Below are 25,626 nucleotides of genomic sequence, written 5' to 3'. Positions count from 1 at the left end.
TGTTAATACTTTTTATCATCACTTGAGTCATTATTTGAAATGACCACCTATTTTCATACTGCGATCAGAAGCCTGGCCAGCTGGAGTAGCCGAGGTAGCTCTTACTATAATCCAGTCTTCATGCTTTTGTTTTAATAAATCGGTCACACGTTCTAATGCTCGTGCTTTTTCTCGGTCTTGGTCGAATAACGATATTTGATATTCATCATCGGATGAGAATTGAGATAAACTGATGCCTATTCTTCGAATAGGTAATCCATACCAATGCTTCAATAGTAATTCGACTGCAGCTCTATACACTTGATTCGTAACGTTTGTGGGATCTGCCATTTTCATTTGTCGATTAAAGCCGGACGTTCGGTCAAAATCAGCCCCCAAGCAACCCACCGATACGACATGTCCCAGCCAACTGTTTTAGGCGCAACCTGATGCGTTCCAGGTATAACTGGACTTTCATCAATTCCATTGACTATGCGCCAGTACATTTCAGCATTATCATCTGAGTTTTTACCAAACTTACGCCGCATCTTTAATTTGAGTTTATCCAACGGTGTGCCAGCAAGTTTTCCAATAGTATCAAGACCCATAAAGTTTAGATGACGTGTCATCTTGCTGCCAACCATAAACATCTTATCAATGGGTAAAGTCCAGAGTGTCTCATGCAAATTTTCTTTTGTCAGCACATACATACCTGATTTGTTTTTCTTCGCATAACCATTTCTCAAAATCCATAAAACCACTCCTGAATAGAACGTTTGTTCTAATTGTACACAGAACAAACATTCTTATTCCAGTGAAAAGATTTAACAGATTATTCATCCTCATACTCCTTTTCTCGTCGGTAAAACGTACTATGTGTGAGTCCTAATGTCTTCTTAGCAGCCACTGCAGTAATTAGTCCAGCTTTCCAATCTTGATACACTTTAATAAAATTTGAATCGATTTCCTTTCGTGTGGCTTACCAAACTTTACTCCTTCAGATATAGCCACAGCAATTCCTTCAGCTTGGCGCTGCAAATTCTTTTTACGCTCTTGTTCTGCTACTTAGCAAGCAAACTAAGAAATTGATTCTCCAGAACCTTTCCGAAATCACCCATGGTTTGATATTTTCTAGAATCAAAGAGCAGCACATTATCCAAACATACAATGGCTGCTCCTATCTCACGCGTAATATACTTCCATTCATCTATGATTCCGTCGTAATCTCGTCCTAAACGATCAAGCGATCTATAACTAAATCCCCTTGCCTTAACATTATACGCATCACCTGATATTGAGGACGATTAAAATCTTTACCACTTAGTTTATCAACAAATATATATCGCTCATAATACCAAGTTCGCGAAATTTAAGTAGCTGCCGTTCCGGATTTTGATCTTTTTGAAGAAACTCGTCCATATGCCATTTCCATATTCAACCCTCCTCCTGGTATTAAACCAAATAAAAAGGCACTTAGGGTATGTATCCTAAGAGCCATTTCTAATTTGAATTTTTAGATATCTCAAATCAGGATAACTCCGAATAGGGTCCTTGTACACGGGCCAACCTGTAAAGTCTTTCAAAAAGCATGCTTTTTGATACACTAAAAAAAGACACTATAAAGCGTTTCAAAATCTATATATTTGATTTTTGGTACGTTTCATTTACTTATTACACATTTTGATACGGTATAATCATCGAAATCTTGATTAGTAATTGGTCTTTACATACCCTGTAGCCAGATGCTCTAAAAAATGATGTACATCACCATTTTTAAAATCAATTTGAAAAATGATGCCCAGGATCTTCTTTTGCTCATGATCAGGTGTATGTTTAGTTATTACATCAATTAAAAAATCATACTCTATCATATGGACGGAACTATTATGTTTTATAGAATAAGTTCGGTTTTCTAATTCCTTTTCCTCAAAAAATCTTCTTAATGTAGCTGCACTACTCATCCATTAATCCCTAACGGGGAACGTTAGTTGAATAGTACACAACGATGAGCAGGCACTGAGGTAGCCTGCTCATTTCAATAAGCTAACGGGCAGGTTACTTCCAATACATGGTATCATTGTTAAGTGAAATAAAGCATTAGACTGAAAACAAAGTTTTAGACTGAAAAAATAAAATTGAAGAATAGGAATAGTTCCCTTCAAAACACAAGGAGGATTTTCATGGATAACAATCTGAATCAATCGTTCGAAATTTCAATTAAGCGTGTATTCGATGCCCCTCGCGAACTGGTATTTAAAGCATGGACAGAGCTCGGTCATTTCGCGAAATGGTGGGGACCAAAGGGGACCACCTTCGAAATCGTTAAAATGGACGCTCGATCAGGTGGCGAGTTTTTAGGAATTCAGACGTCTCCTGACGGAAATCAGGTTATGCGGACAAAATTTGCATACCAAGAGGTTGTCGAACCTGAGAAAGTGGCTTATATCCGATCCTTTTCCGATGAGCAAGGCAATACGGTCCGAGCGCCTTTTAGCGTGAGCTGGCCACTTGAAATTATGAATATCATATCGTTAGAAGGTGACGAAGGTAAAACTGTATTAGAACTGAAAGGTTTCCCTGTGAACGCTTCAGCTGAGGAACAAGAAGCCTACAAAGGTATGGCTCCAAAGCTTCAACAAGATCTTGAGGGTGCTTTCGATAAACTTGCCGACTATCTTGCCTTCCTAAATTAATATGCGAAAAAAAGTTAATCGGCTCAAAAAACCTTAATCACTTTGAACATTACATGCATTGCGCTAACGGGAGACTATAGTGTAACAATCACCAAGACGAGGCTGCTGGAAATGAACGGCAGCCTCGTTGACGGGCAGGATAATTTAATCGTTTCGCGAATACCTTCATGTATAGAAGAAGAGGGGACAAGCGCAAAAGTGGCGCTGTTTATTCGGGTGGTTCGGAAAATAAAAGCGTAAATGCGGACGGGGGCGACGGTCGATGAAAGAGATTATTACCGATATCTTGAAATCAGAGGAAGGCAAAAAGGCTGCGATAAGAATTAGTTACGTGATAAGCGCGGCAGTAGCCTATCGTATAGCAACGAGTGATACCGTAAAGTTAACAGCGGGTAAGTTTAAGGCTGAGTTTAAGAAGAGATCCAGGGATGGAATCCAACGGTAATAGGGAGACCCATAGTTTTTGATTTTGACGGTGTTACTGAAAGCGGTTACGCTAACTGGGCAGGATAGTGAAAGAAGCATAAGGAGGACTAATTATGTCAAAGAGGACTATTGCAAAAAGTTTTGAAGTGATTAATAAAGATGAGACAGGTGCTTTTGTCAGTCTCAATTTCATTTGTCCTCACTGCAAGTTTGAAGATCATAAAATGATATTAGTTGGTGCTAAAAACTTAGACAAAATTGATAACGATTTTGAAACGGACCAAGAGTGTTATGACTGTGGAAAAAATATCATAGTTGAATGTCGATAGTTAGAATGTATGCCATTCCATGCTAAAGCCACATGGATGGACATGCTCAAGAGTCTGGAGCGAAGCCTTTTATTATACCGGTTAGGATGAAAAAATTATGAAAAATCGCCAGTATGGGTGATTGGACTAACGGGTAACGATAGTTGAATAATACATAGATGAGTTACGGTGGCCTGCTCTTTTTATTAAGCTAACGAGCAGGATAGTTCAAGATTAATTAAATTCCCCTCCAATAAAAATAAAAATAACCCCTTATGTATTTGTCATAAAGGGTTATTTTTATTATTATGGGCTATATATCAATCTTCTCATAAGCCTGAGTATTTTTTATAATCGTACACCGACAAAAGTCTTCTATACTCAGTTTTTTCTTTGTCTGTATACTCTCTTAAATATACCTCCACTTCATTAAGTTCTATTCGGTCATTGATTACCGCACTAATAATATGGATGTTTTTATAAGTAGCGGATATGGATTCATCTTTTAAGATTTCTTTAATCGATGTATGTCTATTATCGATATTCTTTCTACTTATATCTTCATTCAGCTTGCGAATTTTCTCAAGTTGATTACCTTTAAGTTCTTCATATTTTTCTAATTGAGTCTGAATTAATCCAAAACCAAATATCGGAAAATATTGCGCTTGCTGAATTCTTTGCTTATCAATGAGTTGCAACAATTTATCGTTAGATTCCTCAATGATCTTGAAATAATCCTCCATCATTTCTGCTGTTGTGTGAAACTCGTAAGTTATCGTTTTTACTGACCCAATGGCAAGAATTGTTTGTCCATTCTTCAATAGGTCGATATCTTCAGTAATATTAACCTGTATCTCTCCACCTGCATAAATTTCTTGCACAACCGAAGACACTTTTCTAACATCCATTGCAGAGATAGGAAGCTTTAAGTTGGCTAAATTCTTGTAAATTTCAAAAAAATTGTCTGTTTTAATCTTGTTAATGCGAATTGTTGAAAATCCATCAATATCAATGTCATGATCAACCACCTCGTCATTCATCGACCCACCCTCATACTCGACAAGCAGGAAGTTCGCCCTAATCTTATCGGCTTGTACACTGTTAGGTTGTATATATGTGAAAATTGTTTTCAATAAACTTTTAATGTTATTATCACCAATATTGTACCCAAGGAAAATTATTGGGTTATGAATAAACAAGGATAATAGTTGCGCTCTAATCAACTCGTATTTCTCATTAAATTTGACGTAATCTTTATCAGTGATGATAACTTTGCTTGGATCATCAACACATCCATGAATCTTGTAGACCGAACCATAAGGATTACTTAATAAGATATCGTTTCCAATAAGAGCATTAAATTCAAATATATCTTCTACAAATGAGTCATAGTTAGTCGTAATAACGGAGCCAATGTTTTTCCTCACTTTTTTTAGCTCATTGATTTCCTCCATTTTCTCGGTTTTCAAAGAGTAAGCTTTGAGCAATGAGGCTATGTATAATTTAAAACGACTTATGTTAATATTGTTCTTCATATTGTCATAAAAGGCATCATTTATATCCTTAAACGATCCGTTGCGATCAGCCTTTACAACCAAGTCGAATTCAGCCTCAAGATCCTGAGCGATTTTAGGGTAGTCAAAAACACCATTTTTTTCATATTTCGATTTAATGTCATAGTAAAACTCATCGTTCTCTTTTAATTGTCGTGAAATAAATGCTAACAAGCCATCCCAAGTAAAAGAATTTTGCAGATACCTCAAACTAACCCCTGTACCAACAAATAATACAGGATGATTAGTAAACTGCTTAACAAATTCATTAATATTCATAAAAATTTCGTCTCCTCGGAATTGGATTTCCCGACATCTTAACCTTTAATATAATTGTATCACACTCTAACTACTACTTCGCACTATATAATTCAATAACGCCCAAGCAAGGAAAAACAAGATAAATTCCATATAAGAGTTTTTCAGAGTGTATAGTATTCGATTCCATTCCACCAAGACCAGCGCATAGTTCGATCCTATTTTTAGTTTTTTAACTGGTAAGATTTCAGACTATTCCTTTCACAAAACCCCAATCGAACAGCTGCCTCCCTTCTCAAACACAATTAATTAGCCAAAAAAAAACAGATCACCCGAATGGATGATCTGTTTTGAGAGGCATTATCTATTGAACATTGCACCATATTTGTTGTGTTAAGTCAGCAATTCGTTCGCAAATAGTATGATTATAAAAATAGAGACAAATCCATTCTCCAGTACAAAATTGGTATACATTTCCTTGACTCGGGTAACCTAATACTAAAAATATTGGATGTGATATCATGCATACCGTTTGGAAAGGCGCGATCAGCTTTGGCCTGGTACATGTGCCGGTTAAAATGTATACCGCAACCGAAGACAAAGACATTCATTTCCGAAGCCTACATAAAGAATGTGGTATGCCAATCTCCTATGCAAAAACATGTAGGCAATGCGACAAAGAAATTGATCCGGATGAAATCGTAAAAGGTTTTGAGTCTGAGAAAGACAGATATGTGATTATTAAAGAGGATGAGCTCGATCTCATTAAGGATGAAGCCGCGAAAACAATTAAGATATTGGACTTCGTTGATCTTCAGGATATTGATCCCCTTTATTTTCAAAAGGCCTATTACCTGGCTCCTGATTTGGCAGGCGCTGGAGCCTACAGCCTGCTGCTGGAGGCGATTAAACAGACCGGCAAGATTGGCATAGCCAAAATTTCCATACGCAGTAAAAGCAGTCTTGCGGCGATCCGCGCCGTCAACAACTGCATTTGTATGGAGACCATGTTTTATCCGGACGAGATACGCTCGCTCTCTCAAGTCCCAAATCTTCCGTCGCAAACCGTTATAAACGAAAAAGAACTCTCATTGGCCAAAGCTCTTGTGGAGCAACTGAGTGAGAAATTTGAACCGAGCAAATATACGGACGATTATCGGATAGCCTTGCTTGATCTCATACAACAAAAGATCACCGGTGAGAGTATAGATGTTGTTACTGCTCCTGCAGCAGAAGATAGATCAAATGTGATTGATCTCTTGGCTGCTCTACAAGCAAGCCTAGATTCAACTAAGCCGGTGACTGATAATTCTCCGCCCACTAGGAAACGAAAAAACGCTGCGAAGTCTAAGGATAACGTATCATGACTCCTATTATGGTTCTGCCTGGCGTACCAATGGCCCCGATCACTTCGCCGGATATACCTACTGGTCCAGACTGGGGCTATCAAATCAAATGGGACGGTGTGCGTACTCTGGTCAGACTTGACGGCGTAGGTGGCGTAGAAATATTTTCAAAACGTGTAGAACTTCGCAATGACCGATTTCCTGAGATTGTAGAACTTTTGAGACCGCTGCGGATCGGTGCCTGTGTACTTGATGGAGAAATTGCATACTTTGACGGTACACGGCCAAACTTTCAGCGCGTCCTGATCGGGGTGAGCCGCAAGAAATATGATGACAATCTGATTTTTGTTGCTTTCGACATGCTCTATGATGATGGACAAGATATTCGCTCTCTCCCCTTCAGGGAGCGATATCAGCGACTTACAGCTAAACTACCAACAAAGCAGCCACGGTTATTTGTTACTGACCTGGTATATGATGGACCAGCACTATGGGAATGGGTTAATACTCACGAATGGGAAGGTATCATATCCAAAAAGCTAGACAGCCCCTATGTTGAAGCTAAAAAGCATCGATACTGGTATAAAAAAAGAAAAGAAGTCCGGATCGTTGCTGATGTCGTTGGAATAAAACTTAAGGCAGGATACGTATCTAGCCTGGTATTGCGGTTCGAGGATCGATATGTTGGCCACGTATCGGGTATAGATGCGGCTTCCAAAAAGGTGCTGAAGCAATTTATGGAGCAGCATCCTGGAGCGTGTCCCTTCCCCGTATTATCTGCCGGCATGAAGAAATCAGACGTTAGTTGGCTTAGCATCCCCTTTCCCTGCAGGGTTACCGCTTTAGAATTTAGCGACTCCGGTATCTTACGGCAGCCAAAGCTTTTAGGATTTGGGAGTGGCAATGGATGAGAGAAGGCGACTATGTACGTATGCGTGGCGCTAAAAAAGTTGGGAAAGTCCGGAGTATTAAGGATAGAAGTGTAGAAGTCGAATGGGTATTTGAAAAAATCATGAGCAGCGGAAAATTCAAACATATCGTGGAGTATGAGATTGATGATTTAGAAGGAGTTTAAAGCATGTTGGAGCAAGAAACCTTAACGGTCACATGTATTGGTTGCAATAATAAGAATGAGATCCCGATTGACAACCTTTTAGATTACTCTTGTATTACCTGTGGAACATCCATATTAGCATTAAAAGAAACGGAGCAAGAAATATTGGTTAAAGAACTGGATAAAGCATCTGACGAATTTGATCATATCATTGGGAATGTTATGTTTGGCAATATTGATCCTGAAATGGCGTCAAATTGGCTCGAACACGAATCAGGTCGAATTGTAGATACGTTAAATAAGGCGAAGGAATACATAGAAAATAACGAAAAAATGGAATAGTTTTTATAAACGTATGACCGGCTACAATTATAAATACAATGGCAGCCGTAGGTTGCGTAAAAATGAACCAAGGCTGCGTTTGTATGTGGAATAATCATTTAGGAGGATCTATGCATGTGTGGACGATACACGATAACCTCAGAGCTCGATGAGATCATTAACACCTTTGCCATAGATGAAACTGACTATGAATACACGAAGCGGTATAATGTTGCCCCTACACAGATCGTACCATGCATTATTCTTAAAGAAGGAAAACGGGTACTCTCAGGGTTTAAATGGGGACTCATTCCTTTTTGGAGCAAAGATCCTAAAATAGCTTATAAAATGATAAATGCACGAGCTGAAGGAATCGAGAAAAAGCCAGCATTTCGCAGTTTGTTAAAACGAAACCGTATCTTGATCCCAAGCAACGGATTTTATGAGTGGCGCAAGGAAGATGAAGGAAAACAGCCCTATCGATTTCAGATGAAAACAAAAGCTGTCTATGCCTTTGCTGGACTTTATGATACTTGGCGAGACGCTAATGGGGAACCCATTTCAACCTGTACCATTATCACGACTACACCAAATCAGCTTGTTTCAGATGTGCATGATCGTATGCCGGTCATATTAACGGATTTACATGGCTGGTTAAATCCTGAAATGGAAGACGTCTCGCAATATCTCAAACCGTTTCCTTCCGAAGAAATGATGAAATATCCAGTCTCAAAAGATGTAGGAAACGTTAAAAATTCAGATGAATCCTTAATAAGAGAAATCTCTTTGAACTCCAAATAGCTCCATTAGTTTCATTGACTTCCTACAGGTATCACCAGAAAATAAAGTATTAGACTTATCCGTCCCAGCATCCTCACTCAGTAAGAACCTATATATCGCAGCTTTTCGGCTGTTGAAAATCGTAGGCAGCCCTATACACTAATTCATTTTATCTAGTGATTATAAAGCCGCCTTATCATGAGTATAAGACGGCAATTAAGGAGAGTTTATTTAAGAATCTATTAAGGTTTCTATGGAAGATTTCATTGAGCTGATTCTCAAACTTCTACTTCCAACTTAACAAGATGATTCAAAGAAAAAATAATTACATCAGATTTGTTTTTGCTTTGAAGTTCTGGAAGATCCGTAGTCTTTCCGCTCCAATTATATACTCCTGTTATCCAATGCTTCTTATTAAAACGGATCTGAATGGTACATCCGGAGACTAATCGATGCTGTTCTACATAATGTGCCCAATCTCCAGTATTTCCTTCCTCTTTCAAGGTTATAGGTCCCTGGATTAAAAGCGGTGCATCTTTGAAAGTGAAATATACCCGTTCAGGCATCTCTTTCCAGAAATCAATCAATGCATCACGGTAACGTTCTATCTCGGTATCTGGAATAGACAAAGCTATCTCATTAAGAGTCGTACCATACAGGTCCATAATCAATGTGCTGCTGACTTTACTGAAGAAACTTGGTTGAAGTACATATAACTGCTTCGCGGCGGAACCGTCCCCATGTTTTATTACATTTTGAACTAATCGCAACTCATTAATCGTATCCCAGGATGTTATAAATGCAGGATCCCAACTGCTATTCTGAAACAGCTCTTCTAGATCAGAGAAATTGGTACAAAAACCTTTAAATTGTAGTTCTTTTCCATCTTTCCCTATCAGGTTGTGATGACGAGTGATTTCCTTAAAAGCCAATTCACGAATCTGCTGCTCCCACACTTGATATAATGTGGCTAAGGTCATCATGTAGGTGTTGTATTTCATCAGGTTTAAAGATTGCCAAAGATCAATACCGAAGTCACGCGCATCCTCTGCAAAATCGGATTCATCATGACGATCCGGATCAAAGTATCTACCTAATTCTTGAAAACGCATTTTAGTTGCATCGTCAGCTTCTTGGTCTATATTATTAAATTGGGGTGCCAGGCGTTCTATATACGTTTCTACAAAGCTGTTTGTTCGACGTATATAAGGTTCTTTTTGCCTGTCGGGTAGATATATAAATGGTTTCATTTTCTTTCCTTTCCGAAGAAATTCCAGCGTAAAGTAATCGCAGAAGAGAGTCTTCTCGCAAAAATTTTTATTCCTTCAATCATCAGATCAAATATTTATATGAGTATACCAATGGCATAGAAAGAATGTTTTCTACTTCACTATAAGTTATCATACAGGCAAATAAACAGGGTGGAAGTATTACGATGATAAATTACTGATTTTTCATTGTATATTGATTCTCTTTTGCCATCAGTAAACTTACTCACTTCATTTCATTTCCATGGTATGTCGACATTTCGGGAAATTGGAGCAGCCATAAAACTCCCCACGTTTCCCATTTCGTTTTACAAGTAAATAGCCACATTGTGGGCAGTCCAGATCGTCAGGCTCCATAACCTCCTTGCTAACTGCGACTTCATTTTCAGGTTCTGGTTGTAGGTTAATCTGTTTTGAAATTGAAACCGTCTGTTCAGGATTTATCGCTAACATTAACTCAATCAGCTGCTGCCGCATAATCAAACGAACCCCGTTAGATTTAGCCAATGTATAAGCCTGCTCTGTATAATCACTATTGGTAACAACCCACGCTTCTGTTGCCCCGTAATGCTTCAATGCTGTATGTACTTCTTGCACGGCCTTTAGACCGACATTTTTGCTATAACGCTTCGCTTGGACCACGATTTTCTTTCCAGCTTTTGAGATGATCAAATCCGCGCCATAATCACCGGCAGCCTGGGTAACTTCTGCAGCATAACCGTGTGCTTTAAAAAGATGACCCAAATACTTTTCAAACTGCCGACCCTCCATCTTATCGATTTCTGCAATGCCGGATCTCTTTAAACGCTCGGTTTGTTTTTGATTTATGGAGAAGATAATAAAGGCGTAACCCGCAAAAATTACACTGGCAGCAATACCTGCAGCTACAATTGATTTCATAAGTGAGTAGGCTCCCCATCCAGCCCCTAGCATGAGAAGCAGCATAAATGCCTGTAATGGATCTAACTCTTCCTTTTTTCTTCTGCGCCTGGCCATCTGTCTTGCCCCTTTGTCGTTTTATGTTGTCTATCCAATTCTAAACCAGGAAAATATGCCCATACGTATGCAAATGTAGTAGAATCTTACTATATTTCTTTTAAATTTGGAAGCATTCTATTTAATTCTCATATCAATGGAAGGCACCCTAAAAAAACGCTGTGGCCATGTGTCGATTGAACAATCTATTTTCGGGCACCATTACGAAAATCAAAAAAAGGGTGCTGCAGCCTTAAAGCTGCAGCACCCACCACCTACCAGGACTTATGAAATTCAAAAAATGCAGTCCAATTATCTTTAATCTGTATGGTTACATCCTTCTCCTTCACCACGCCATTTGAATACGTAGCTTTAAAATGGAATACATAGTCCCCATCTTTTAACGACTCTAACTTAACCTTAGCTTGCTCAGCGCCGATATAGCCACTCCATACCTTTTTATCGGTAGATGCTAGGCTTGTGTTACCTATTCGCTCCGCTGCTACTTCGACCTTGGTCGCCTTTGTGGTACTCATGCCGGTATCTGTTGTTCTAGCGTTAAGAACAAAACGTTCACCTGCCCAAAAGGTTGAAGGACTTCGCAATTCCTTCGGTTTTACTTCATTCCATCTCAGTCGATTTGCTTCCCACTCTTCCGTATGCACTACTTCTGCCGTAATTCCCAATGCGAGAACCTGTATTGTTTTCGTCACGATAATGGGATCTGCAATGCCATCACTTACCGTTTGTTTGACACTCCAATTTCCGACTTCCGTTAGCTGCAGCACCGGCCCTGTCTTCGGATAAGATGCACCACTACGTATAAGCGTATAGCTGAAATTCCGCTTAGCTCCTGATGGGCTTGTGAGCTCATACGCCACTGACAACGGATCTCCATCCTCGTCGTTTACAGATGATGCTATGGTTACAACATCTCCTTCATACACCGGCTTAGGTGACCAATCAAAGTCAGCTGTCGGTGCTCGGTTAGTGCTGAAATGAATATAGGCATAATAACCCTCGTTACCGGCTACGTCATAATCTAGCACAGTCAACCGGTACTCTTGACCAGCCACTAGTCCAGACACACGATAAGATTTCGCCTGCAGGGGAATCGGTATACTGTATTCTGTTGTGCCATCTTGATTTAAGTCAATATTCGTCACGCTGCCATTACTATTTACCTTCTGTAAGTAGAATGTTCGTGTAGCATGGCCAGAGGACGGAGCTGCATCGCTAAAGGCATTAAACTTCACCGTAACGGCTGTCGGTTCAACCTCCAACTGCTCATCTACATCTGCCGGCTTAACGGTATCCACAAAGAAATAACCATTTGAAGAATAGGGTCCCCATAGAAAACCATCGTTTGCCCTGGCTCTCCAGTAATATAACCCGTCTGCTAGAGCTGCTGTAGTGTAGCTTGCTGCAGCAACCGTTGCATTTGTATCAACCACTCTTGCACCATCCGACACGCGATAAACTTCATAATCTATTGCGGTAATTGGATGATTCTCCGGATCAATGGTAAATACGCGCAGCTGCGGTCGATTAATGTTGGTGTAGACCGGATTATCTGCATTAGCTCCGTTATACGAGAGTAAATGCGTATCTGGCGGTAAATCCAGCACAAAGTAGCGGATGTTACTTAAATTTGACCAAGCACCCTTTGAGTAAACCTGCCCTTGTACACGTACAACACGCCCTGGATTGATCATTCCATCCATTACCTTAAAGCTTTTCTCTAATCCTGCATAATCAATATACAACGCAACCTCGTTTGTATCTGTATACGTCAGTGATAAGCGATATTGCTCTTGTGGATCATTCTCTGCATCGTAATAGGTCCAGGTTATCGTCGGTTCTTTCACGAGTACTGTAGGAGCCGCCGCTGAGGTTCCTCCTGGATAAGTTATGGTCATTACTGGTTTAGTTTGGTTCACCGGCGGTAAAGCGTCTTTATAAATAACTTGCTGCGCCCAATACGACCAAGCCCCATGAAGATCCTTTACTTGCTCTTGAATGATAAGCTCGACACCTGGACGGCTATAAATCGTCCGTTTACCGGCTGTCCACGTTGTTTCATCCGCCCAGCGTGTACGGAATACTTTATCAAGCAGGCGATTCGGGATATCCGGATCGTAAGAGGTATCAAAGGTATCGTAATCAATTGCCTCACCATCTGCATACACGTAGCCTGTAAACCGCGCATCAGGCTGTGCAATAGGCCTACGATGGACATAGAGTAGCTTAGTTATAGGCTCCGACCATTTACGATAGGATGATATCCCTGGATTATCTTGCGCTCTGTAGCTAATCTCGTAAACACCAGGTTTCTCTAGTGAATTTAACGTTGTTGAACGAGTCTGCCCATGATACATGCTCATCCCTTCTGGATTCTCAAAAATATTAGGGTTGTGGCTGTACGTCCACTCTTCTAGTATCTTAGGATCTTCCTCGATATCCGAGAAGATTTTGTCATAGGTAATCGTTTCATTGATTAGTACAGCTTCATATTTCTCCTCGGTGTACATATCACCATAATTAAATTTCTTAACATTGGAGAAAACAGCATTCGACTGTCCTAATGACATTAAACCAGCAAAACCTTTTGAATAGGTGCCATCGGCAACCTCTAGTACTTTCGCATAATTCACATATACGCGCTGAATGCCATTAACCGATTCTACTTTAATCGGATACGTGTTAAATGCAGTTCGTGTCATAGGTGCCGATTGCAATAACGTCTTCACACCATTGACCACACGGAATAGCGACAGGGTGTTCTTGCTCCACTCCATAGCATACATATTCTTTTCATTCTGGATCTGGAAAGCAGCTCCGATAACCTTGTCATTTCTTATATCACTAACATTCGCATGAAATTCTAAGGCGTAGTTTTTCATCGTGCTTCCTGCATCATAGAGCAGTCCGCCCCAATCATCGCTAGTAATTTCAACTGTATTCGGATCTATTTCTTTGATTGAACCACTTGCATTAGCTGAAACAAACGGCATGACATTTTTTTCGTAAAAAACATAAATGGAGCCATCAGGTAAAATAGGTGTTGATGATGTTCCTGCTTGCTGTTGATTATTTCCTAGTTCTGGTCCGGAATATGGCGTCTGAGCAATGACACTTTTGGTTGATGCGTTATACAACAAGGACCATATTTTTTTAGGTGCATCGGGATCACCCCAAGAGGTTCCCACAGGCATAAACACGGGATAAATAATCTGATCGTATTGATTGATAAATATTTTACCAAGGTTCGCATCATAATCTACACCTTGAAAACCACCGCTTTGGTCTCCATTGTAGTTAAAAAATGCATTATACAATTCGTGTGTTCTACCTTGCGAATACGTAAACCCATTCGAAAATACGATAGGATTCGCATTAGGAGCAACATCTGAATACAATAAAGGATGTGAACTTTCGTATCTGACAAGACTTCTTGCAAAACGGTTTTTAAATACTTGTTCTCCATAATAGTCTGTCCCGTTATAAATAGCTTCAAATATCGTACTGCCTTCTTTACTACTGTTCATGGTCACGTAATTTACATAAACATTACTCTTATTTTCAGAAATAGTAGCATAAGATATGCCAGCTGCTCCTCCAGACTGATGGGTACGAGTTATTCCGTCTTTTTTTACTTGTACAACGTAACCTCTCAACCCACCTAATCCAGAAGAATAGCGATCTTCAAAGTTATACGTAAAGTACGCATCTCCGTTATCATCTTCGGTCAAGTTGATGTTTGTAATAAATCCACGATCCAAGTTCTCCCCTGGTGCTTCATACACTAAGCTTTTCGTTTTTAAGGAGTATTTGAAAATTCGCAATTGATTATTGTAATTGTAATTATATTGTTCTGGCACATCATACGAGAATTTACTAGCCACATACATATATTCGCCATCAGATGATATTTGGACTAGAGCCGGTCCAATTCCGCTACCTTGCCCGCTAGGTGTTGTTAAACTAGATTGCAAATTAATCGAATCCAGATATACACCATTTTTATCGTACCTCGCAATGACCACTAAATACGGGTTTACTCCCATTTGTCTTTTATCCGCAAAGTAAAATGTTTCATCCCCTCCAATTTCCATTAGTGTGAAATTACTAGGTGTATCAAAATTAACCGTCCTCAAAAGCTCACCTGTAATTGAATTTCGTTCATAAAATGTATAAGGATAGTTTGGCAAGCTATAATTTTGACTATAAGAATATAATCGGTTTCCACCAAAAACCTTGTTGAATAGTATTTCTGTAACTGGCACACTCCAAGTGGGTTTAGCAACAATATCAGCAGCAAGCTGATATTTTGTTCGTGAGTTCGCTCCATTTCCTGAGTTCGGGTATCCAACAGAAAAGTTTGCGTATACGCCATTTTTTGTAGATAGTGTAGTAGCATCCGCTTTCCATGCTGCTTTTTGGGCATTACCGCCTTTGTATGGCGTCTTAGCCGTCCACGAACGTAATATCGATTGCGTCGAATAGTTAGTTATTGGTGGGCCGCTGTCCTCTCCCTGCCCTGGCTGCTGCGTAATTCCAAACACGTTAAAGTTAACTGAAGGTGCATAATTCAGAATATCGGTCGTGACAGTTCCTGAATTTCCTTTCATTCCATAGTCTTCAGTTACTGAGGCGCGATATTGCCGCTTACCAACGGTCGTGTAATTGATGGAATGTGTTGTTTTAAAAACCCCATCATATAACGGTTTCCACGCTTCTTCCTCAAAGTTCCCATCACCATCTTGGTCATAACGTTCTTCAAGAAACAGATGCTTTAGAATGTCACCGTCAGGACTCTCCGCATCGATATAAAGCATAAAGCCATTACCTCGATAAGACTCTTCAGGCGCTATCACTGCTACCGTTGGTGGTGCATCCGGTATAACCTCCATGATTAGATTCGCCCAATCACTTACTCTACCGGTTGTATCATAAACTCTACCCTCGATGCTGTACTCACCTAAATTAGCAGGCGTTACGGTAAACCACCCATTTGTATAGGCTGCATCTCCTACTTTTTTATAACGCATTTCTGACTTGCTGAAATCAATTTTTTCTCCTCTATCCTCTAATGGCGTATACGAATTTAAAAGGTTGTATGGCCGCTCTAGAGGTCTCCCTTGTACCACACGTGTTATTCCTGATACGATGGCTACTGGTTTGGGATCAACAACCCGCAGTAATGCAGTATCTTTTTGAGATCCACCAAATTCATCGGTTACGATAATTTCAGCTGTATAGAAGCCAGGCGTATTATATGTGTTATACATAAACTCATAGTCTGTATTATTGGGTAGTACTGTACTCAAGTTTTCGGTGAATGTCCACGTATAGCCATTCAAACCTTTTGATCGATTAATAAGCGATGACTTTTCACCTGCGATGATACTTGAAGGTTGAAATTCAATGTCCGCTATTAAATCAGGCTTAGGTGTAGGCGTTGGTTCTGGTGATGCTGAAGGAGTTGGAGTTGGTACTGCTTTATTGGCCACATTTATTATAAGCTCCGCCCACTCAGATACCTTTTTAGCGCTATTTGTTACGCGCAGCTCCACCACATATTTTCCTTCAGCTGCAAAGTCTTTGGCAGCTGGCTTGGTCGCTATCGTTTTACCTGCCGGATTCTTATATTTCCATTCTCGTATCGTGATAGCTTCCTTCCCTGGTGAGTATGAGAGTTTATCATCAAGTTTTGGATCTGCTGAAGGCTTAATTGTTATCTCTGGCTCGGTGCGATGATCTCCCTCAACGTGTGATATGATGGCCATTGGTGTGGTCGGCTCATTTAGCTTATTGACCATAATTTGAAATGCTTTTATATTGTTAGTTTCATCTGTTTCCGTAATCTGGCCATTATAGTCAGCCTTGGCCGACAATTTCTTAAGCCCACTAGTCGCAAAGCTCGTACTAAAAGTTACCGTGGAGCTTGCACCAGGAGCAAGGTTACTTATAGGCTTTGTAGGTTCAGGAGAAATGCCAAATAGGCCCACAACGAAGGAGCCGCTATTTTTATTTCCATTATTTTTGACGGTGACAACGATTGAGGTAGCTTGGTTCACATAGACCGCGTCGGGGTGTACGACCTTCGTTACCTCCAAATCGATTGTCTCTGGAATAACGTTTATATCAATTGTTTTCATAGGTTTTATAGTAAAGATTTCATACCACCAAGAACCGTCCGTCCATTCGCTCCACATTTGGATAACACCAGGAGTAAAGTCTGTTGGTTTTTGCTGAATTATAGCGTAATCGAGTAATGTATCACTAGTCCAGTTTGCACCTTTGAGTGCATTGTAGCTTGTTAAAAAATTCGTTGAATTAGATGGTTTATTATAAGGATCTACTGTACGAGAGAGCCAAGATGCGGCTGCCGGATCACGAGATAAATTAGTAGATGGTCTAATTCCTTTTGAATCTCCTTTTTCTGTTTTCCAGGGTTCTTTAATCCAATTTTTCGCCACACTTCCAGTTACACTTGAGTCCGGAGGGAATTTCCAGTTGCGATACACAGATCCACTCGCATCCCAGCCTAGATAACGATATTGGCCGGTCTTTTTGTCCGTCTCATTACCTGAAACCTCAGAAGGGCTACCGTATACAACAATTGATTCACCTATGTTTAACGAATTAAGCAAATACTTCTCATTAAGTGCTTTGCAGTTTGAGCTCATTTTAGGAATTTTATATACACTTATTATTCCTTCTGCCTTTGCTCCGTATGTTGGTGGTGCTGAACATGCTGCAGCATCAACTCGTTGAGTTTGAAATGGTATTGTAGTGATCGTTACTAAAATAACCAACAAAAAAAGCAACTGCGCTCGCAGCTGCTTTCGTAAAATTGTTCTCATTTTGTTTATCCCCCAATCCAGATAGAAACACCGATATTATTGCTACCTTTATATACTACAAAACTCCTTTTATCATAAGTACTTTTAATTGAGTTTTTTCCTTCTACAAATTTCATCCCATCAACTTTAATGTAGTCTGCATATGCTTTCTCATAGGAATTAGGATAATAATTCTTGAGTAACTCTTTTATTAATGATTTTGTTTCCGTGGTTGAATCAAAAGTATCTAAATATGTTGTTTTTTTACTTGAATCATATTCTATCCAAATCGTGTGATCCTCAAAAACATCTGATCCTTTCAAGTTTACACCAACAGCTCCACGACTAATCGTAGTATGCCCTTTGAAACTAGGCAAAGATTGAATCATTGCATCAAGCTCTTTGTCTGTTTTAGGATAAGCAACCGGCTTAACTTGTGGATTTTTTGCCTTAAGAGTATTCGAGATCATCAGAACAGCTTCAGCTCGTGTTGCATTCTTGTCGCCACCCATTGTCCCATCTGGATAGCCCTTCAAAATCTCATTCTGTTTCGCAATTGCTAGGTAGCCTGACTTTACCCCATCCGCATCCTTGCCAAGCGCTCTAACTGTCATACGCGCAATTTCTTCACGAGTAATTTTCCGATTAGGCTCGAATTGTAATTCCTTGTATTCATTCACCTTAATAATAGATTGCTTTAAACCTGTAGAGATCGATGCACGGAACCATCCATTATCGTCAGAGAAGGGTGTGTCTTGATCCTCTAACTTGTATTTCATCGCTGCTACCAACGATTTTGTAAACTCAGCACGAGTAATATTATCGTTGGGCTTAAAGCTTGTTGCACTATAACCATTAATCCAACCTTGGCTCACTGCAGTATCGATCTCTGATTTTGCCCAGTGTGACTTTGTATCTGTAAAAGCAGCTGCAGCTGCTACGGTCTGCGACGCAAGCAATACTGTCACAAACGTCATGATTACGGCCAGCTTCATTTTTTTCATCGGAATCACTCCTATTTTCTTTTTAGATTGATATTTAACTGATACTTTCCCTTTCTTATAAAACGCTTCACTTCCTTTCTTATTACTCACTACCAATATGGATGAGGACATACATGAAATCTATACTCTCTAAAGATATCAATTTATCAGTCTAAAAAAGTTAGCAAATCGTATGCAAAAAGTATGATTATATTTATTTCAGATGTATTCAAAAAGTTACCTGGATATCTTGCGCGTTCCTCAATCTAGGAATAGACCCTTCACACGTTGAACAGCCCTCGCAATTAGGTGCAAACATATCATGCCATCCTTGCAAATTGTCTGTCAGTTCATCAATATCACCCAGCGAGTCAAGTAGACTGAGAAGCTTATGCATGTTAGTCAGCGTTCCGTGATTGATACTCGTTGTTGGGAAATTAAGATCTAGATCGCTTTTAATTTTTTCAAGTGTTTCCTTTAAAACCTCATTCATGTTCACTTCCTCCTATGGATAAAATTAACCTGAGAATTATCTAGCCGTTGTTTGAATCTAGTTCTAATAATGTCAAACAAAATATGTGAAATAAGATATCCCCCCGTTAAGGCCAACGAGATCCAAATAGTAGATAATCGAAAATCTTGCACGTCAATTGGTTTTATAAAAGAGAGAAATTCGAAAGGTAGCCACCAACATTAAAATAGGAAAAAACATTAACCCTCGCATACATATCCCCATCTTCCTATTAACACCTTCTATGAAAGACTGAATAATTTCAACTTCATTGTTCCTTCGTCTCTGCCTCTTTGTAGTATTGTGCATGTTTTAAATAAATTGAATCTGGATTAAGCCTATAGAGAACAGATATCGCCCCACGAATACGCTCCTTATCAGTACTGTAAGCATCGCCTCGTAATATCCGCTTACTTGCTATTGTAATTAAATCCTCAAGAGCGGTTTCGATTGCTGCCCGTTCTTCACCATTGAATAACTCAAATTTAATATTGTTCAAATCTAGCAATCAGAATCACCCTTTCTATAAAAATTTGTATTGAAATTTGTTGCATCGATAAAGAAGGTCGTTAATATTGTTGTTTCGATGCTTACTAAGGAAGATCCACCCATGGTATTGCCGCAACGGAGTCGGGTATCTGATATCCTTTGCGATAATGAATGCAATCGTTTGTTATCTCTTGGAATGGATGAGATTCATATCGATCATAGATAGGCAATACTGCAAAACGGATGATATCTTCTGGAATCATCAAATCCCTTGCAATGGCCACAGTGCATGTTAAAGCAAGAGATTCCATCGCCGTGAATTTTTGGTTCAGATCAATACTAGGAACCCACTTTGATTCAACATTAATCTCATCCATATCCGGAAGCAGTTGGCTTTCATCGACTTCAATTTCGAAGATGTAAAAACACCCTGTCTCCGCTATAGGATTTATCCCTATTTGAGCCTTGTTCCCATAATAAATTGCTATTGGAACCTTATCGGTGAGGTATACGAATCCGTCCGATGTTGCCAGATCCCCATAAGAATCGCCATGGATACGATCTACAACGCAACGTATTTTTCCTTCCTTAATTATAGCAAGTCCTCGCTCCATGTTTGTTCCAACGTATAAGCGCATTGGATACACCGCCCTTTTCAATATGATTCCGACCTAGATCCTACTCATGCCGCCAACTTACTCAGATATATCAATAACAAACCTGTCCCTCCGAATATCTAAAGACTGAACAAACAGTTTGTATACTTCATCCCCAGCATTTCCTAACCATCCCATTAAATCAAAGTAGTGTCTACTACCGGTATATAATTCTACAGTTGACCTGACTAACCCCCTGTATGCACTGGATAATTGTCCAACAACCTCTGATTCCGTCCAGTAACCATTATCATCATCACCAATCCATTCTCCCCAATACCAGGCAATAGGTCCGCTCGTTTTATTCCAATCAATTCTGTAAAAAATTTCAGGGTGAGAAATAATATAACAAGCTGCTGCATACTCAGGATTCTGATAGCAATTAAATTTTTCTAGTAGTTGAGTGAAATTTTCTCCATGTTCTTTGGAAGAAAACCAAACATTGCCTAACGTCATTCCCTGCCGAGCCGGCTCTCCAGCTTCGTCTTTTCCAGTTCTTATAATATTTTTCATATCCAATTTGATGCACCCTCTCGTATTCAATTTGAGTTCATATTTTAGTTTCATGTAAATCTCTCATGAGCAGTTTCACATACTTATAGAGTTTCGCGCGAATCAGAGATTTGACGGTAGATTCTCATGATATCAGGATTTTCCTTTTCAAAAGCTTCGCTACGCATCATCGGTATTTTAAACTTGTGCTCAAGATCGGTCATTAATTCTGCATAACGTCGATCCTTGTCCTTCTGATCCAATTGATTAGAAAGCATTAATATCTTTGAATATTCAGTTCTGATTCGAACTAACTCTTTTTCCTTGTCAGGTACATCCACCTTCTCCATCAAGTTCATCCCAACATCTTTGTCCACTAATTCCTTCGTTTTTATATCCAACCCTATCTGGATAAGTTGTGCCAGTACTTCGGATTTCGTTTTTTCTTCATGCTGCTGAATAGTGTCAATCAATTCCCACCGATCAGAAGGTAACGAAATGGAAGCCTTTCGGTTTATTAAACCACTGCTTTTCCGTCCGGCCCCATTTCTAGCGCCTCCGTGAGTCTTTAAGTCAGCTTGCCCCTCGCCTTCTGGAAATATAATGTTCATATCTGCCTCCGCACATCTTGATTTTTGTTACTAAATTCAAGATAGACTATTTCAAATATTTTGTCAACTTGGTTTTTGTTAACAATTATTTTAGAAGGTTTCAAAGCAGCAAGTATCATTGCCGTGATAAAAAATACAGAAATGCCTAATCTAGAAATAAGAGCCCATCTCCACTTTATGGGATAGAAATTGTTATATTGTTCGGTGGAAAATACTCGAGCTCCAAATTAAATCATTGTTTTATGTAGTTTGGTGAAGGTGAAGCTAACTGCTGCAGAACAACTCAATAAAATTCTCTTTTAAAACCGCAACAAATTACCATGATATAGCGATATTTACGGTGAGATAATCGGCGTTACGATGGAATTTTCTAAAAAGGATAGAGTTGCAAAAATCAACATTCATCTTAGTTGTATTATAAGCAGTTGTCATATTAAAGGAATAAACGTTGGGGAACTCACTTTTGCAATTGACGGCAGCCTTTGTCAAAAAATCAAGGTAGTGCGCAGAGGTTACTCATACAAGAAGTTAGTTATTGTTTTAAATCACAGAAAAAATAATGAAAGGAGGTGTTCACTTTGCAAACGTTCAAGCATTTCGTGATGAAGCATAATAAGTGCATTGGGACAGCTTTATTAAAGTATTTTATTTCTCCTATTGTTACTACTATTATAGCTACTATTATAGCTGCCCTTATTCTTGCTCACTTCAGCATTGGTTAAACTGACCCGATTCAAAAGGAGACGCTATAGCGTCCCCTTTTGGTACAGCTGTTAAAATTAACGGGTTTTACAAAACGACATATAATTCACCCCACCTTCTTTTAAGGCACTGTGATATCCTGATCACGATTATATTTTTTGCGGTAATCTTGATAAACCTTCAATACCTCAGACTTTATTTCTTCAGGGATGTACTTTAGTGATTGTGTATCTGTAGCTGTCCATAATACAACTTCATGAAACTCATAATTTTTTTCTCCATCATCATCTTTATATGGAATTTTCCGACCTACTATATGTTCTTCAGTTAATGTAATTGATGCTAGAGTTCCCCCACCTTCCACTAACAATTCAATAAGCATACAATTACCGCCACCATTATAAGATTCTTTTGATTTAATCCGCATATATTTTTACCTCCTAGTTATCAATTCTTCATTGTGCTGTTAGTTTTCTGCCTTAATTACCATAAACACAGGTGTCTCACGACGTTTAGGAGATGGTTTTTTCATTGAAGGAAGAGACATATATCCGATGCCACCAAAAACTAAAATGACAATAGCCATAAAAATAATTTTACTTAGTTCATACATATAAATAACCTCCTTCAGCTTCTTAACTTGAATTATAGCAGTACTAATTCAAGTTGTAAACATGAAGGTTAATATCAATAAAAATGGCGAGTAAACCTTAAAGGTCTACTCGCCATTTTTGTCCTTATTTTCATTTTTTATCGTTTCGAATACCCCATGTTTCACTATTAAATCATTAGCATATGCTTCCATTTTTTTATTTACAAGCGATGATAGCTTTTCCTTTTCTTCAGTTACTTCTTTTTCAAGTGCAGTCCATTGTGCATCTGTTAAGAATAGTGACAATACTCGTTTTCTTTTTTGCTTCTTCAGGCCGTCTTTTCTTCCAGCCCCTACTCGAGCTCCACCCCAATTTTTTGTCTTATCATTTTTTTCAGTGCTAGTATCATCCATAAAATAAGTCCGCCTTCTTTTCTCTCTATAAGTTTTTTCAAAATTAATTCTTCGCCAGCTTTGAAAGTGTATTATCGTATTTTTCTGTTCCTTTTAGAGCGATCTTTATAATTGCCTCGTCTGCAGCATGTATTACATTAGGAGTCTTTTCTTTATATAGAACCGGTTTCTCGTCTCTCATCTCTTCCAATTCCTTCGCCACCCTCATAGTCAGCTTCACCCATTGTTACTCTTAGCATACGTGAGTGGATTACATTCAAACATCTTGTTCTGTTATTAAATTTATTGACACTAGTATATCGTTTTTCCCATAATACTTAAAGCCAAATCAAACTAGATATGAGTCTATACCCGTTACTGCTCTGCTCAAGCATCATTTATTTTACGTATTCGTGACTACTACCCACGACATATTCAAAATCGTCAGATACACCGAAATAACGGGGATGTTTGACCTTCACAATGGCAATAATCGATGGCCCTTTTAACGTATCCGAGTAGTAATAAGGTGGCCCGCTATGATAAAGCATTGGGAAATTGCCGGTCTCTATTTTTTCGAACCACACGAGCTCAAATGAATCCTTCCAGATGCCGCCAGGTAGAGGCTGCAGGAGTGAATTAAGCTTGAATGATGTCTGTAATGAGTTGAGCAATGCCTTCTCCGATTTCGTGGGATCAAATCGGATCTTCCCCATTTCCAGCTCTTCTTCTATGATCTGTAGCGATGCGTCATGCGTTGCTAAATCCATTCCTTCTTTTAGCCCAGCTTTTAATTTAGTTGACAGGTGTTCATCATGACTCCAGGCGCTATAGATAATGAAAATGGGCATCATTAAAAGTAGCATAATGACCCATTTCATGATCGCTCCTCAATATACTCACTCATGATGGAAATGGGATAATTGTAATCTCTAGCTTCGTCACTGCCGAATAAATTGAAAATTTGTGTAGGCCCCTGCGGATACCGAAGCGTAACCTCGATCAACTCACCACGAGGCGCCGTTATCGTTGTGCCGGTAATCTGAATCTTATCGCGGTCAAAATAAACGGCTGTCAATTCATCCAAGATAGCCTCTTTTATTTCTGGCGTTATACGCCCTTCAATCGCCGCTAAATGTGCGGCTTCAAACGCTTTTTTCTGCAAGACTTGGTCTTTATAACTAATCGTTCGCTCCACGCCTGGCTGAAACAAGTAGTATAGAAAAATGGGTGTCAAAATGACAAAACCAATAACAATTTTCATTAAAATCGCCAGCATGCCTATCTAGACATGCTGGCTACCCTCCTTTCTTATTTCAAGACTGTGGGTACGGTTGTGCTGTTAGAGATAGTATGGGAGCGATCCTTCTGCACTTTTGCATCACCAAACGTTCCATCATCTGCAAAGATAGTTAAGCCAATTAATACAAACATTGCTGCGATTAGTAGAATAGTACCCATTGCTTCTTTCATTTAAAAATCTCCTCTCGCCCTTTAGGCGTTTTAGTTTAGTGCATCCATGAGGATGCTTTTATAGGCATTCGCGGCCATATTCACAAAGTAGATGACCGAAATGATTGCTAAGAATACGACCGTATGGCCCATATAACCGTTTATCTTCAATCTTTGCTTGCGACGCTGCCTGCGAAAATCCAGAAACGTATCGTAGTTCTTATCAAGAAGATCGACGGCCATTTCAGGGTTAGACTCATTGATTTTTTCAAGCAAATCCGCCAAAGTCTTCGCTTCCTTGGTTCCTACGCTCTCGCCGAAAACTTTGAATGCGCGGGGACCATCCACCGGAAGATCTAAGAGCAAACGATCTAGATCCGGACGAAGCGCCTTTGTAAAAACATTAAATTCGGTCAGCTTAGCAAATACGCTTTGGTAATGATCATTATTCTCCGCCTGATAATCATTAGAGAGCAGCATATAAAGATCAATAATTTCATCGCTCTTTTGCTTTTGCTTTTCTTTTCCGGCCATGACCAGGAATAAGCGTCCTGGTGCAATGGATGCCCCCGTCAACGTCAACAGATAGCACAAAGCAGCGATGACCATCCCCTTCAGGGGATACTGCTGGTAGACCAGGAAAAATCCATGCAAAACAATAACAACAATAATGAAAAGCAAATCGCGATAAAATTTGTATTGCCAAGCCGAACCATTTTTCATAAATCCTGCAATCGAAAAGGCTGCATCCAAGCGATCATCTTGATAGAGCTGCGTGATTCGCCCCTTCTGACCGCCTGCAAAATGAATGAATTGCTTGATTAATTGTGGCGGTGGACTACGCCGCCGAATATATAAAATTTCTCGTATAAAAAGTGGTAGAGAGATCACCATCAGTAGATACAGACCTAACTTAAAAATAGGAATTAACATGGG

At 39.4% G+C, this 25,626-nt stretch carries 30 protein-coding genes and 1 pseudogene; 9 read left to right on the top strand and 22 right to left on the bottom strand.

The annotated features are described in order from the left end of the window. Positions 1-30 precede the first annotated feature (30 nt). From AC0VYE_RS12030 to AC0VYE_RS12015, 4 genes and pseudogenes are all read right to left on the bottom strand, one after another. Positions 31-387, bottom strand: coding sequence for a DinB/UmuC family translesion DNA polymerase (locus AC0VYE_RS12030; protein WP_475448181.1), 357 nt, complete (start codon positions 385-387; stop codon positions 31-33). Continuing rightward, entirely contained in the window at positions 333-725 is a 393-nt protein-coding gene (locus AC0VYE_RS12025; RefSeq protein ID WP_475448179.1) for a hypothetical protein, read from the bottom strand. The genes AC0VYE_RS12030 and AC0VYE_RS12025 overlap by 55 nt, the downstream gene beginning before the upstream one ends. A gap of 86 nt (positions 726-811) precedes the next feature. Beyond that, positions 812-1,411 (bottom strand): annotated as a pseudogene (locus AC0VYE_RS12020) (recombinase family protein). Positions 1,412-1,688: 277 nt separating this feature from the next. Next, positions 1,689-1,940, bottom strand: coding sequence for a hypothetical protein (locus tag AC0VYE_RS12015; RefSeq protein WP_475448177.1), 252 nt, complete (start codon positions 1,938-1,940; stop codon positions 1,689-1,691). A 219-nt stretch (positions 1,941-2,159) separates the two neighbouring features. On the opposite strand from AC0VYE_RS12015, the gene AC0VYE_RS12010 reads away from it, so the two are divergent. From AC0VYE_RS12010 to AC0VYE_RS11995, 4 genes are all read left to right on the top strand, one after another. Further along, positions 2,160-2,672 carry an SRPBCC family protein gene (locus tag AC0VYE_RS12010; RefSeq protein WP_475448175.1) on the top strand — a complete coding sequence of 171 codons (513 nt, stop codon included), beginning with the start codon at positions 2,160-2,162 and terminating at the stop codon, positions 2,670-2,672. A 111-nt stretch (positions 2,673-2,783) separates the two neighbouring features. Further along, positions 2,784-2,912, top strand: a complete 129-nt coding sequence (locus AC0VYE_RS12005; RefSeq protein ID WP_475448173.1) for a hypothetical protein — start codon at positions 2,784-2,786, stop codon at positions 2,910-2,912. Positions 2,913-2,934: 22 nt separating this feature from the next. Then, positions 2,935-3,117, top strand: coding sequence for a hypothetical protein (locus tag AC0VYE_RS12000; protein ID WP_475448172.1), 183 nt, complete (start codon positions 2,935-2,937; stop codon positions 3,115-3,117). A gap of 94 nt (positions 3,118-3,211) precedes the next feature. Then, positions 3,212-3,427, top strand: a complete 216-nt coding sequence (locus tag AC0VYE_RS11995) for a hypothetical protein (RefSeq protein WP_475448170.1) — start codon at positions 3,212-3,214, stop codon at positions 3,425-3,427. 308 nt (positions 3,428-3,735) lie between these two features. On the opposite strand, the gene AC0VYE_RS11990 is transcribed toward AC0VYE_RS11995, so the two are convergent. After that, the gene (locus AC0VYE_RS11990; RefSeq protein ID WP_475448168.1) at positions 3,736-5,238 is read right to left on the bottom strand and encodes an SIR2 family protein; all 1,503 of its coding nucleotides are present in this window, start codon (positions 5,236-5,238) and stop codon (positions 3,736-3,738) included. A 500-nt stretch (positions 5,239-5,738) separates the two neighbouring features. Between AC0VYE_RS11990 and ku the strand changes: the two genes are divergently transcribed. From ku to AC0VYE_RS11965, 5 genes are all read left to right on the top strand, one after another. Further along, entirely contained in the window at positions 5,739-6,584 is an 846-nt protein-coding gene (ku, locus tag AC0VYE_RS11985) for a non-homologous end joining protein Ku (protein WP_475448166.1), read from the top strand. Continuing rightward, positions 6,581-7,474, top strand: a complete 894-nt coding sequence (locus AC0VYE_RS11980) for an ATP-dependent DNA ligase (RefSeq protein ID WP_475448164.1) — start codon at positions 6,581-6,583, stop codon at positions 7,472-7,474. The genes ku and AC0VYE_RS11980 overlap by 4 nt, the downstream gene beginning before the upstream one ends. After that, positions 7,471-7,638: a hypothetical protein gene (locus tag AC0VYE_RS11975; RefSeq protein ID WP_475448162.1), complete on the top strand. Its 168-nt coding sequence runs from the start codon at positions 7,471-7,473 to the stop codon at positions 7,636-7,638. Before AC0VYE_RS11980 ends, AC0VYE_RS11975 begins: the two co-directional genes overlap by 4 nt. Positions 7,639-7,641: 3 nt before the next feature. Next, positions 7,642-7,959 (top strand): hypothetical protein, encoded by a 318-nt coding sequence (locus tag AC0VYE_RS11970; protein ID WP_475448160.1) that lies wholly within the window; start codon positions 7,642-7,644, stop codon positions 7,957-7,959. Between the two features lie 114 nt (positions 7,960-8,073). Then, positions 8,074-8,739, top strand: coding sequence for an SOS response-associated peptidase (locus AC0VYE_RS11965; protein ID WP_475448158.1), 666 nt, complete (start codon positions 8,074-8,076; stop codon positions 8,737-8,739). A gap of 257 nt (positions 8,740-8,996) precedes the next feature. On the opposite strand, the gene AC0VYE_RS11960 is transcribed toward AC0VYE_RS11965, so the two are convergent. The 17 genes from AC0VYE_RS11960 to AC0VYE_RS11880 form a co-directional block, all read right to left on the bottom strand. After that, on the bottom strand, positions 8,997-9,968 hold the full coding sequence (locus AC0VYE_RS11960; protein WP_475448156.1) for a hypothetical protein: 972 nt from the start codon (positions 9,966-9,968) through the stop codon (positions 8,997-8,999). A gap of 249 nt (positions 9,969-10,217) precedes the next feature. Further along, positions 10,218-10,982, bottom strand: a complete 765-nt coding sequence (locus tag AC0VYE_RS11955) for a restriction endonuclease (protein ID WP_475448154.1) — start codon at positions 10,980-10,982, stop codon at positions 10,218-10,220. A gap of 254 nt (positions 10,983-11,236) precedes the next feature. Then, positions 11,237-17,830 (bottom strand): Athe_2463 domain-containing protein, encoded by a 6,594-nt coding sequence (locus tag AC0VYE_RS11950; RefSeq protein ID WP_475448152.1) that lies wholly within the window; start codon positions 17,828-17,830, stop codon positions 11,237-11,239. Positions 17,831-17,835: 5 nt separating this feature from the next. Further along, the gene (locus AC0VYE_RS11945) at positions 17,836-18,813 is read right to left on the bottom strand and encodes an S-layer homology domain-containing protein (protein ID WP_475448151.1); all 978 of its coding nucleotides are present in this window, start codon (positions 18,811-18,813) and stop codon (positions 17,836-17,838) included. A 208-nt stretch (positions 18,814-19,021) separates the two neighbouring features. Continuing rightward, complete coding sequence (locus AC0VYE_RS11940) at positions 19,022-19,285, bottom strand: hypothetical protein (RefSeq protein ID WP_475448149.1); 264 nt, start codon at positions 19,283-19,285, stop codon at positions 19,022-19,024. A gap of 286 nt (positions 19,286-19,571) precedes the next feature. Continuing rightward, positions 19,572-19,811, bottom strand: coding sequence for a hypothetical protein (locus tag AC0VYE_RS11935; RefSeq protein ID WP_475448147.1), 240 nt, complete (start codon positions 19,809-19,811; stop codon positions 19,572-19,574). A gap of 85 nt (positions 19,812-19,896) precedes the next feature. Further along, the gene (locus AC0VYE_RS11930) at positions 19,897-20,430 is read right to left on the bottom strand and encodes a hypothetical protein (protein WP_475448145.1); all 534 of its coding nucleotides are present in this window, start codon (positions 20,428-20,430) and stop codon (positions 19,897-19,899) included. A gap of 57 nt (positions 20,431-20,487) precedes the next feature. Then, positions 20,488-20,961 (bottom strand): DUF2538 family protein, encoded by a 474-nt coding sequence (locus AC0VYE_RS11925; protein WP_475449543.1) that lies wholly within the window; start codon positions 20,959-20,961, stop codon positions 20,488-20,490. An 83-nt stretch (positions 20,962-21,044) separates the two neighbouring features. Then, a complete protein-coding gene (locus tag AC0VYE_RS11920; RefSeq protein WP_475448143.1) occupies positions 21,045-21,551 on the bottom strand; it encodes a hypothetical protein in 507 nt (168 codons plus the stop codon). 823 nt (positions 21,552-22,374) lie between these two features. Further along, on the bottom strand, positions 22,375-22,680 hold the full coding sequence (locus AC0VYE_RS11915) for a hypothetical protein (RefSeq protein ID WP_475448141.1): 306 nt from the start codon (positions 22,678-22,680) through the stop codon (positions 22,375-22,377). 39 nt (positions 22,681-22,719) lie between these two features. Continuing rightward, positions 22,720-22,866: a hypothetical protein gene (locus tag AC0VYE_RS11910; protein ID WP_441883502.1), complete on the bottom strand. Its 147-nt coding sequence runs from the start codon at positions 22,864-22,866 to the stop codon at positions 22,720-22,722. Positions 22,867-22,971: 105 nt separating this feature from the next. Next, positions 22,972-23,259 carry a hypothetical protein gene (locus AC0VYE_RS11905; protein ID WP_475448138.1) on the bottom strand — a complete coding sequence of 96 codons (288 nt, stop codon included), beginning with the start codon at positions 23,257-23,259 and terminating at the stop codon, positions 22,972-22,974. 43 nt (positions 23,260-23,302) lie between these two features. After that, positions 23,303-23,479, bottom strand: coding sequence for a hypothetical protein (locus AC0VYE_RS11900; protein ID WP_475448136.1), 177 nt, complete (start codon positions 23,477-23,479; stop codon positions 23,303-23,305). A gap of 157 nt (positions 23,480-23,636) precedes the next feature. Beyond that, positions 23,637-24,119, bottom strand: coding sequence for a hypothetical protein (locus AC0VYE_RS11895; protein ID WP_475448134.1), 483 nt, complete (start codon positions 24,117-24,119; stop codon positions 23,637-23,639). Next, on the bottom strand, positions 24,116-24,517 hold the full coding sequence (locus tag AC0VYE_RS11890) for a hypothetical protein (RefSeq protein WP_441883494.1): 402 nt from the start codon (positions 24,515-24,517) through the stop codon (positions 24,116-24,118). The genes AC0VYE_RS11895 and AC0VYE_RS11890 overlap by 4 nt, the downstream gene beginning before the upstream one ends. A gap of 32 nt (positions 24,518-24,549) precedes the next feature. Further along, complete coding sequence (locus AC0VYE_RS11885; RefSeq protein ID WP_475448132.1) at positions 24,550-24,711, bottom strand: hypothetical protein; 162 nt, start codon at positions 24,709-24,711, stop codon at positions 24,550-24,552. Positions 24,712-24,741: 30 nt separating this feature from the next. Then, on the bottom strand, positions 24,742-25,623 hold the full coding sequence (locus tag AC0VYE_RS11880) for a hypothetical protein (protein ID WP_475448130.1): 882 nt from the start codon (positions 25,621-25,623) through the stop codon (positions 24,742-24,744). Positions 25,624-25,626: the final 3 nt, after the last annotated feature.

It is taken from the genome of Pristimantibacillus sp. Z349TD_6 (assembly GCF_056173205.1).
This window is presented reverse-complemented; position numbering and strand designations above follow the sequence as displayed.